A 10,283-nucleotide genomic window follows, 5' to 3' on the forward strand; every position below is an offset into this window, starting at 1 on the left:
GACTGAGCAGGTGAACGGTTGCCCATCGAGGCGCCATCGGTTCAAGCCCGATGGGCGACGGTTCGAGAGAACCTGCGAAGGATGCGGATCTGGACCTCTGCATCCTGCCTGTCGAAGTCTCTGGCCATGATGCGCTCGCCCAAAAGCTTGATGCATCTCATCCAATCGTCGGGAAAACAGTCCCCCGGACTGTTTTCTGACCCCCCTCATACCTCCACGCGACTTCGTCGGTGGTATCCGGACCATTTCTTCCAGTTGGCCCGGCCGAACCGCCTTCAGGCACGTAGCGCTTCGTTTCGCGCCTGCAGGCCGGGATCGTGTCCCTTCCAGACCCTGGCATTTCGTCGGGGTGGTAGTGAGGGTCTGCCCGCCATTGGTCCGAGGGCGGGCCCGAACGGCATCGGCACCTCGGGCCGCGATGGCGGCGTGGCAGCCCTTGGTGTCATAGATGCCATCTGCGGTGACGCTGTCGATCCGCTCTTCAGCCGGGATCTGCGCCAGCAAGTCGGGCAGAACGGGCGCATCGCCGATGCGGTTACCGGTCATCTCCACCGCCCGCACCTCCAGCGTATCAGCATCGATCCCGATGTGGATCTTGCGCCGCACGCCATGGCTGCTCGAACCAGTGGCGCAACCTGGCGCGCCCTGCCGCGACTGGCCCCGTGCTTGCGGACTTGCCATTCGCCTTCGCCCGAGAACTTGATGCCCCCTCGCCGGTTCTCTCGAACCGGTGCTGTCCACCAGCAGATGCAGCGGGCCGGACGCCGCACGATACGCGATCTGAACCTTCAGATGCTTCTGCCTGCGGCAGAGTGTGGTGTACTGAGAAGGATCAGCGATCCTTCCAGTGGAAGGATCGCCCGACGAAGGGCACCGGCCAGTCGAGCCCGGACAGAGCCAGCAGGCTCTCCACGAACCCTGTCGTTTGCCGGAGCGGCAGCCCGAACAGCACCTTGAGCGAGAGGCAGAACTGTATGGACGCCGCCGAGAACCGCTCAGGATGACCCGGCTTGCCGTTCGGGGCCGCGAACCACGACATCTCTAGATCCAGCCAGACCATCAGCGAGCCCCGGCGCTTCAGGGCTGCATTGTAACTCGACCAGTTCGTGGTCCGGAAGACAGCGACAGGCTTGCTCATGGCGCCAACCTAACCCGCTGACTCACAAACATGAATCCGTAATCCGACGGGGTAGTGCAACAAAGCCCCACTGGACTGTTTTCTCATCCTCCTCATACATCGCCACGCGATATGACCGCTGTCCGGAAACGTTCTTCTCCGCGATCATCCTCGCTGCAATGCAGCCTCGTAATGATGACAACGCGTTGTGAGTGTGACAGTCTACGATGGCGTCCGCAATGTTATGGAAGCACGCGCCTGCCCTGTATTCTTGGCGATGGCCGCGGGAGATCCCACCCCTGCCCGTTTTTTGTGCGCAGCCGGGGAAATGACACGTATCATCTTGCTCAGAGTTGACACAAATGTTCCGTGGTGTGATGTTTCCGAAACAAACGATTTGCGGTATCGATGGACCTGGCACAACTCTGGCAACGGCTCGAAACCCGATATGACGACTTCCCGCCAAAACTCCGGGAAGCGGCGACCTATGTGCGGGAAAACCCATCGGACATCGCGCTGCACAGCCTGCGGCGCATCGCGCGCGAGGCGGCGGTGTCACCCGGCACGCTGCTGCGCTTCGTGCAATCGCTCGGCTTTCCGGGGTGGGAGGAATTCCAGAACCTGCATCGCGACTGGCTGACCGAGGCGAACGGCGCCGTCTATTCCGGCCGCGCCGACAGTACGCTGCAAGCCGACGGTCCCGATACCCTGATCGCGCAGATCGCCGAGGCCGAGGCGGCGAATGCCGTCTCGGGCCTGCACCCGGAACAACGAGCCCGGCTGAACGCGGCGGCGGCTATGCTGTCGCGGGGCCGGACGGTCGCGGTTCTTGGTCTGCGCAGTTGCCATGCCGTCGCCTGTTCGCTGGCCTACAGCCTGTCGCTGTTCCATCCCGGCACCCGGCTGATGGCGGCGACGGGGGGAATGCTGCTCGACAGTCTCCATACGCTGCGACCGGGCGATGTCCTGGTGGCGATCTCCGTCGCGCCCTACAGCCGCGAAACGGTCGAGGCGGCGCGCTTCGCCCAGAATGCGGGGCTTGAGATCCTTGCGCTGACGGATGCGCCGCTCGGGCCGGTGGCCCGGCTTGCGGATGTCACGCTGACCGCCACGAACGGCGGGCCGGCGCATCTCGCTTCGGTCACCGGGCTGGTCTCGCTGTCGCAGGCGCTCGCCTGCCTCACCCTCGCTTCCCGCGGGGCCGCGGGGCTCGACGCCCTGCGCCGCTATGAGGCGTCCCTCGCCACGCGGTCTTCCTTCCTGCCTCCGGAGAGCTGACATGACATCCGACCCCCGACCGAACCGGACCCATATCCTGCACCGCGATCCGTCGCGCGTGCTGCCCGTCGCAGTGGCGGGCGACGGCCCCTTCGTGATCGACAGCGCCGGGCGGCGCTATCTGGACGCTTCGGGCGGGGCGGCGGTGTCCTGCCTCGGGCACAGCGAACACCGGGTGATCGCGGCGATCAAGGCGCAGCTCGACCGCCTGCCCTATGCCCATACCAGCTTCTTCACCAGCGAACCGGCCGAGGCGCTGGCTGATTTTCTCATCTCCCGCGCGCCCGAGGGGCTGGAGCATGTCTATTTCATCTCCGGCGGATCCGAGGCGAATGAAACGGCGCTGAAACTCGCGCGGCAGTATTTCTGGGAAAAGGGGGAAACCGGGCGGCGCCATTTCATCGCCCGCCAGCAAAGCTATCACGGCAATACGCTTGGCGCGCTGTCGGTGGGCGGCAATCCGGCGCGACGGGCGGTCTACGAACCGATCCTGCTGCCGGTCAGCCATATCCCGCCGTGCTTCGACTACCGCTACCGGCGGGCGGACGAAACACCCGAGGAATACGGCCTGCGCGCGGCGAACGAGCTTGAGACCGAGATCCTGCGGCTTGGCCCCGAAACGGTCATCGCCTTCATCGCCGAAACTGTCGGCGGTGCGACCTGCGGTGCGATCACCCCGGCACCCGGTTATTTCCGCCGCATCCGCGAAATCTGCGACAAGTACGGCGTGCTCTTGATCCTGGACGAGGTGATGTGCGGCATGGGGCGCACCGGCACGCTGTTCGCCTGCGAACAGGAAGGGGTCTCGCCCGATCTGCTGACTTGCGCCAAAGGGCTGGGCGCGGGTTATCAGCCGATCGGCGCCTGCCTGATGTCGGGCGAGATATACGATACGATCACGCAGGGCTCGGGCACGTTCCAGCACGGCTTCACCTATATCGGCCATGCCACCGCCTGCGCCGGCGCGCTGGCCGTGCAGCAGGTGATCGAGGAAGACGGGCTCCTTCGGAACTGCCAGGCGATGGGCGATGCGCTCGGCGCCGCGCTGCGGGACCGCTTTGGCAATCATCCGCATGTCGGCGACATCCGCGGGCGCGGGCTATTTCGCGCCATCGAACTGGTCGAAGACCGGGTGGCGAAGCGGCCCTTCGACCCGAAGCTGAAGCTTCATGCGAAGATCCGCGCCGAGGCGATGGCCGAGGGGCTAATGGTCTATCCGGGTGGCGGCACCATCGACGGCAGGTCGGGCGATCATGTGCTGATGGCGCCGCCCTATATCATCACGCAGGCCGGGGTCGACATGATCGCCACCCGGCTGGCGGCGGCGGTCGACCGCGCCGTGGCCGCGGTGATGGCGTGACGCGGCCCTTTGCCATCGCCGTCGCGCCGAATGGGGCGCGGCGCGGCAAGGCGGATCACCCCCGCCTGCCCCTGACCCTGCCCGAACTGGTCGAAGCCGCCGCCGCCGCCGAGGCGGCCGGGGCCGCGATGCTGCATCTGCATGTGCGCGACGACCGGGGGGCGCATGTGCTGGATGCCGGGCGCTACCGGGCGGCGCTGTCCGCGCTGCGGGCAGAGCTGGGCGACCGGATGATATTGCAGATCACCACCGAGGCCATCGGGCGCTATTCCGCAGCCGAACAGATCGCGCTGGTCGAGGCGGTGCGCCCTGACTCCGTCAGCCTCGCCCTGCGCGAGATATTTCCCGAAGGCGGCGACACGGCGGCACCAGCCGCATTGTTCCGCCGGATGGAGGATCGTGACACACTTTACCAGATCATCCTGTACGACACGGCGGATCTGGTGCGGATGGAGGCATTGCAGGACCGCGGCCTGCTGCCCGAAGGGCCTCTGGCGATCCTGCCGGTGATGGGGCGCTATTCCGGCACTGGGGCCGGAGCGGCGGAATTCGCGGCCTATCTGGCGGCGGGGATCACGCGCCATGCCTTCATGCTCTGCGCCTTCGGCCCCGGGGAGGCGGGGTTCATGGCGCGCGGCGCCGCGCATGGCGGCCATGCGCGGGTGGGGTTCGAGAACAACCTGTGGCTGCCCGACGGCAGCCTCGCCCCCGACAATGCGGCGATCGTGGCCGCCACGGCGCGCCAGACGGCGGGCCGCCCGCTCGCGCGGGCCGGAGACCTGCGCAGGCTGTGGCGTGTGCCGCCCGGGGTGATTGCGGCTGACGGATCGTGCGGGACAGAAACGACAACCGTTCGGATAACCAAAAACGTTCAACAAGGAGAAATGACATGAAACACAAGATTCTCGGTGCAGGTCTTGCCGTGCTGCTTGGCGGCGCCGCCGTTCCGGCGCTTGCGCAGCAGACCTTCGTGACGGTGGGCACCGGCGGCGTCACCGGCGTCTATTACGCCGCGGGTGGGGCGATCTGCCGTCTGGTCAACAAGGACCGGGCGACGCACGGGCTGCGCTGTTCGGTCGAATCCACCGGAGGCTCGTCCTACAACGCCAATGCGATCAAGGGTGGGGAACTGGATTTCGGCATGGCGCAGTCCGACGTGCAATACAACGCCTACAAGGGCGAAGGCGCCTTTGCCGAAACCGGCGCCAATGACAAGCTGCGGGCCGTCTTCTCGCTGCATCCCGAACCCTTCACCGTGCTGGCCCGGCCCGAGGCCGGCGTCACCACCTTCGCCGATTTCAAGGGCAAGCGGTTCAATGTCGGCAATCCCGGCTCGGGCACCCGCAGCTCGATCGACGTGCTGCTCGACGCGATGGGCTGGACCATGGCGGATTTCTCGCTGGCATCCGAGCTGAAGGCCGATGAACACGGCCCGGCGCTGTGCGACGGCAAGATCGACGGCTTCTTCTACGGTGTGGGCCATCCTTCGGCCAATATCCAGGACCCGACCACCACCTGCGGCGCGAAGCTGGTCCCGCTGACCGGCGAGGCGGTCGACGGGCTGGTGGACACCTATCCCTATTACGCCAAGGCGACGATCCCGGGCGGCATGTACAATGGCAACCCCGACGATGTGGAAACCTACGGCGTGCTGGCCACCTTCGTCGTTTCCGCCGATACGCCCGATGATACCGTCTATGCCGTGACCAAGGCCGTCTTCGACAATTTCGACGAATTCAAGGCGCTGCATCCGGCCTTCGCCAACCTCACCCCGGAAGACATGATCACCAAGGGCGTTTCGGCCCCGCTGCATCCGGGCGCGGCGAAATACTACACGGAACAGGGCTGGCTGAACTGATCCGATGACCTGACGGGGCCGCCGGGCGGCCCCGTTTCCCAACCCGGACCGCAGAGTCCGGGAAGAACTGGCCCAGCAACCGACAGGAAGACCGATGACGACGAAACCCGACAGCGAGAGCGTCGATCTCGAACAACTCGTGGCCGAGGTCGATACCGGCGGACGCCACCCCTATGGTCTCGCCGCCCGGATCCTGACGGTGGTGGCCGTGGCATGGTCGCTGTTCCAGCTCTGGATCGCCTCGCCCCTGCCGTTCTGGCTGGGCTTCGGCGTGCTGAACGATACCGAGACGCGGGCGATCCACCTTGGCTTTGCGATGTTCCTTGCCTTCACCGCCTTTCCGGCGCTGAAATCCTCGCCGCGCGACCGGATCCCGGTGCAGGACTGGATCATGGCGCTGCTCGGGGCGTTCTGTGGATCCTACCTGTTCCTGTTCTACGACCAGCTTGCCACCCGCCCCGGCCAGCCGACGACGATGGATATCACGGCGGGGATCGCGGGCTTCGTGCTGCTGCTGGAGGCGACGCGGCGCGCACTTGGCATTCCGATGGTGATCGTGGCGCTGGTCTTCGTCGTCTATTCCTTCGGCGGCCAGCACATGCCCGAGGTGATCCAGCACCGCGGCGCCTCGCTGACGAAATTCGTCAATCACCAATGGCTGACGACCGAGGGCGTCTTCGGCATCGCGCTTGGCGTTTCGTCGAGCTTCGTCTTCCTCTTCGTGCTGTTCGGCACGCTTCTGGAAAAGGTCGGCGGCGGCAACTGGATGATGCAGATCTCGGTCGCGCTGCTGGGCCATCTGCGCGGCGGCCCGGCCAAGGTGGCGGTGGTGTCCTCGGCGCTGAACGGCGTGGTGTCGGGCTCGTCGGTGTCGAACGTGGTTTCGGGCGGGATCTTCACCATCCCGCTGATGAAGCGCACCGGGCTTTCCGGCATTAAGGCCGGCGCGATCGAGGCCGCCTCCTCGATCAACGGGCAGATCATGCCGCCGGTGATGGGTGCCGCCGCCTTCCTGATGGTGGAATATGTCGGCATTCCCTACAGCCAGGTCATCCGGCACGCCCTGCTGCCGGCGTTGTTTTCCTATATCTCGCTCCTCTACATCGTGCATCTGGAGGCGATCAAGATCGGCTCGCAGCCGATCGCCGGCCACCCGATGGACCCGCGCCGGCGCATGATCCGCTGGGGGCTTGGCCTTTCGGGCACGGTTCTGGTGCTGTGTTTGCTTTACTGGGGCGTGCTGGGCATCAAAGCCATCGCCGGGGCCGAGGCCGGGGGCTGGCTCATGGCGGCGGGAGGAGCGCTGTATGTGCTGACGGTTGCATTCTCCGCCCGCTACCCCGATCTGGAAATGGACGATCCGAACGCACCGATCCTGCATCTGCCGCTCGCATGGGACGTGGCGCGCACCGGGCTCGACTTCCTGATCCCCATCGTCGTGCTGCTATGGTGCCTGATGGTCGAGATGATGTCCCCCGGCCTCTCCGCCTTCTATGCCACCGTCTCGGTCATCGTCATCGTGGCGAGCCGCAAGGCGATGGTGGCCTTTTTCCGCAAGCAGGACGTGATGAAGGGGCTGAGGGACGGTTTGACCGATCTGTGGGACGGGCTCGCGCTCGGCGCGCGCAACATGATCGGCATCGGCGTGGCGACCGCCACGGCGGGGATCGTGGTCGGCACCATCACGCTGACCGGGCTTGGTCTGATGATGACCGAATTCGTCGAATACATCTCGGGCGGGGATGTGATCCTGATGCTCGTCATGGTGGCCGCGATCAGCCTGATTCTCGGGCTCGGCATTCCGACGACGGCGAATTACATCCTCGTTTCCTCGCTGATGGCGCCGGTCGTGGTCAGCCTCGCCTCGCAGGCGGGAATGTCGGTGCCGCTGATCGCGGTGCACATGTTCGTGTTCTATTTCGGCATCATGGCGGATATCACCCCACCCGTCGGGCTAGCGGGTTTCGCCGCTGCCGCCATCTCGCGCGAGGATCCGATCAAGACCTCGTTCCAGGGGGCGCTGTATTCGCTGCGCACGGCGATCCTGCCCTTCGTGTTCATCTTCAACCCGTCGATGCTGCTGATCGACGTGCATTCCTGGTGGGAGACCGCATGGCAATGCCTCACCGCGCTGATCGCCATTCTGCTGTTCGCCGCCGCCTCGATGAACTGGTTCGTGACGCGCAACAGGATCTGGGAAACCGTGGCGCTGCTGGTGATCTGTTTTTCGCTGTTCCGGCCGGACTGGTGGCTGAACCAGTTTTCCGACCCCTACGAAAGCCGCCCGCCATCCGAATTCATGCAACTGCTGGCGGAGGCGCCGACGGGGACGCAGTTCCGCTTCACCGTCGAGGGTTATGACCTGATGGGGGACGAGGTATCGCGCACCGTCAACCTGCGCACCATCGACGGCAGCGCCGAGGATCGTCTGTCCGACAATGGCGTGACGCTCACCGCCCTGGGCGACGGGCTTATGATCGGGCCGGTCAGGTTCGGGTCATATGCCGCGCGAATGGGGCTGGAACCCGGTCTGGACGTCACCGGCGTGCTGGTGCGCGCGCCGCAACCCTCGGCGCTGTGGCCAACCGGGCTCGCGCTGGTGCTGCTGGCGGGGGTGGCGCTAAATCAGTGGCGCAGGAAAGGCCGGGCTGCGGCGGCATGTGTTTGACAGGCGCTGTCATTACATTTGTGTTTTTAGTTTGACGTGTGCCTGTTTTGCAGCGGCCTGATGCGCCTTTCGCCAGAGCGACCATGCGATGATGTGAGCGAGTTGGATCTGTCGCTGTGCCATTCGGTTTGCGATGCGACGGATTGGTGGAAGAACGGCTTCAGCCCTCCATCTGGGCGTCGGTCAGCCAGTAAAGATTATTCATCAATCAGGTCTCCTTGCGGTGCCTGAATCACGCAAGAATCCTGAAATCAATGGGTCTGGAGCCTAAATGGCTCAGGAAACCTCTCGCCGTTAGCCGTGCTTCATGATTCACTCTGACCGGCCCACCGCGAGATGTAAAGGTTCGACTGCCGCCTTGATCGAACAGGGGGAAAGGCCACCTTCCAATACTTGACCATAAGGCACCGCGATGCTGCGGCTGCTCGGGTCTGTTATGCGCATTCTGGTCATTCACGCGATGCGTAGAAAACGGCGGCTCTCGGCGCATCGGTCTATTAGGCTGCAACGCAGTTGGTTCCGATGCTGCGGCCGCGACCGGCTGCTTGCTCCGAATCACAAGGCCCCCGCATTTTTTGCTGCGTCACTCCTCGAAGGGCGGCTTTGGAGAATGCGGCATTGCAGCACCCGGGAACGCTGCGCCGCGGCATAGGACTTATCTGACCGGCAGCTCTGGGCCGAGGGTGTGTCAAAACTCGTTGGCATGCTATGCTTTCTCGTTAGCGGGAGATCAGCATGGCGGGTTTCATTGAGGGCGTTCAGCGCAGCCAGACGGTGCTTTTCCCCGAGCGGCTGGAAGACTGGATCGGTGAGGATGATCTTGTTCGCGTCGTTGACCTGTTCGTCGATGAGCTTGATCTGTCTGGCCTCGGTTTCGTGCGGTCGATCTCCGCGCGCACCGGCCGACCGGGGTATCATCCCGCCGTTTTGCTGAAGCTGTTCATCTATGGCTACCTGAACCGGATCCCGTCGAGCCGCAGGCTCGAGCGCGAGGCAGGGCGCAATGTGGAGGTGATGTGGCTGATCGGAAGGCTGGTGCCGGACCACAAGACCATCGCCGAATTCCGCCGCACGAATGGCCGCGCTATCCGCAAGACCTGCGCGCAGTTCGTCGAGCTATGTCGCCGGATCGGCGTGCTGAAGGGCGATTGCGTCGCCATCGACGGGAGCAAGTTCAAGGCCGTCAACAACCGCGATCGCAACTTCACCAAAAACAAGATCGCCAGCCGCCTTGCCCATCTGGAAGCCGATGTCGAGCGCTACATCAACGAGATGGTGCGCCTCGACCGCCAGGAAGCGGGCGAGGCCCGCAGCGAGAAAGTGCTTCACCTTGCCCGCCGTTACGGCCGTATCCGGCAGGAGATCGTGCGGCTGAAGGCAGTGGACAAAGCTCTGGTCGATACTCCGGACGGACAGATTTCCCTGACCGATCCCGATGCCCGTGCCATGGCCACCAGCGCCCGGCACAGCGGTATGGTTGGCTATAGCGAGCAGGACCGTGGCCGCAGTGCGGCCGCGTAAGCCCGCGCAGCGCAGACTGCCGTCGATACCGGGAGCCATATCATCGTCACGCACGAGGTCACGAACCAGGGCTTCGACCGCGACCAGCTCAGCCCGATGGCCACGGCCGCCAAAGACGCTCTCCACCGCGAATACCTGCACGCAATTGCCGACAAGGGATACTTCAGCGGCCCCGAGATCGTCGCCTGCCATGAGGCAGGCATCACTACGACCGTGCCGCGCCCGGCCACCTCGGGCAATGCGGCCAAGGGCATGTATGTGAAGGCCGATTTTGCCTATGACGCGGCACGCGATGTCTATGTCTGCCCGGCTGGCAAAGATCTGATCTACCGCTACACCACCGAGGAACGCGGTGTTCAGGTCCGGCGATACTGGATCAACGAATGCCAGACCTGCACGCTGCAAAGCCGATGCACCACCGGCACGGAACGCCGCATCACCCGATGGGAGCATGAGCATCTGATCGACGCGATGCGCGAAA

General features: G+C 64.6%; 5 protein-coding genes and 2 pseudogenes. 6 read left to right on the forward strand and 1 reads right to left on the reverse strand.

Going from position 1 to position 10,283, the window contains the following annotated elements; genetic code table 11:
- Window positions 1-41 precede the first annotated feature (41 nt).
- Window positions 42-1,138: pseudogene (locus tag D2T30_RS22280) on the reverse strand (transposase).
- Window positions 1,139-1,525: 387 nt separating this feature from the next.
- On the opposite strand from D2T30_RS22280, the gene D2T30_RS22285 reads away from it, so the two are divergent.
- The 6 genes and pseudogenes from D2T30_RS22285 to D2T30_RS22310 form a co-directional block, all read left to right on the forward strand.
- On the forward strand, window positions 1,526-2,395 hold the full coding sequence (locus tag D2T30_RS22285) for a MurR/RpiR family transcriptional regulator (protein ID WP_128210577.1): 870 nt from the start codon (window positions 1,526-1,528) through the stop codon (window positions 2,393-2,395).
- 1 nt (window position 2,396) lies between these two features.
- On the forward strand, window positions 2,397-3,755 hold the full coding sequence (locus D2T30_RS22290) for an aspartate aminotransferase family protein (protein WP_128210578.1): 1,359 nt from the start codon (window positions 2,397-2,399) through the stop codon (window positions 3,753-3,755).
- Window positions 3,752-4,648: a beta-keto acid cleavage family enzyme gene (locus D2T30_RS22295; protein WP_128210579.1), complete on the forward strand. Its 897-nt coding sequence runs from the start codon at window positions 3,752-3,754 to the stop codon at window positions 4,646-4,648. Before D2T30_RS22290 ends, D2T30_RS22295 begins: the two co-directional genes overlap by 4 nt.
- Window positions 4,645-5,613 carry a TAXI family TRAP transporter solute-binding subunit gene (locus D2T30_RS22300; protein ID WP_128210580.1) on the forward strand — a complete coding sequence of 323 codons (969 nt, stop codon included), beginning with the start codon at window positions 4,645-4,647 and terminating at the stop codon, window positions 5,611-5,613. Before D2T30_RS22295 ends, D2T30_RS22300 begins: the two co-directional genes overlap by 4 nt.
- Window positions 5,614-5,707: 94 nt before the next feature.
- Window positions 5,708-8,281, forward strand: a complete 2,574-nt coding sequence (locus tag D2T30_RS22305) for a TRAP transporter permease (protein ID WP_128210581.1) — start codon at window positions 5,708-5,710, stop codon at window positions 8,279-8,281.
- A gap of 735 nt (window positions 8,282-9,016) precedes the next feature.
- A pseudogene (locus tag D2T30_RS22310) lies at window positions 9,017-10,283 on the forward strand (IS1182 family transposase); the annotation flags it as partial.

The sequence above is a fragment of the Paenirhodobacter populi genome (assembly GCF_004022215.1).
Classification (GTDB): Bacteria; Pseudomonadota; Alphaproteobacteria; order Rhodobacterales; family Rhodobacteraceae; genus Rhodobacter; species Rhodobacter populi.

Bases quoted from the DNA above. Each gene is read 5' to 3' on its own strand.
- D2T30_RS22285 (WP_128210577.1), top strand. From the start codon at position 1,526: ATGGACCTGGCACAACTCTGGCAACGGCTCGAAACCCGATATGACGAC.
- D2T30_RS22290 (WP_128210578.1), top strand. From the start codon at position 2,397: ATGACATCCGACCCCCGACCGAACCGGACCCATATCCTGCACCGCGAT.
- D2T30_RS22300 (WP_128210580.1), top strand. From the start codon at position 4,645: ATGAAACACAAGATTCTCGGTGCAGGTCTTGCCGTGCTGCTTGGCGGC.
- D2T30_RS22305 (WP_128210581.1), top strand. From the start codon at position 5,708: ATGACGACGAAACCCGACAGCGAGAGCGTCGATCTCGAACAACTCGTG.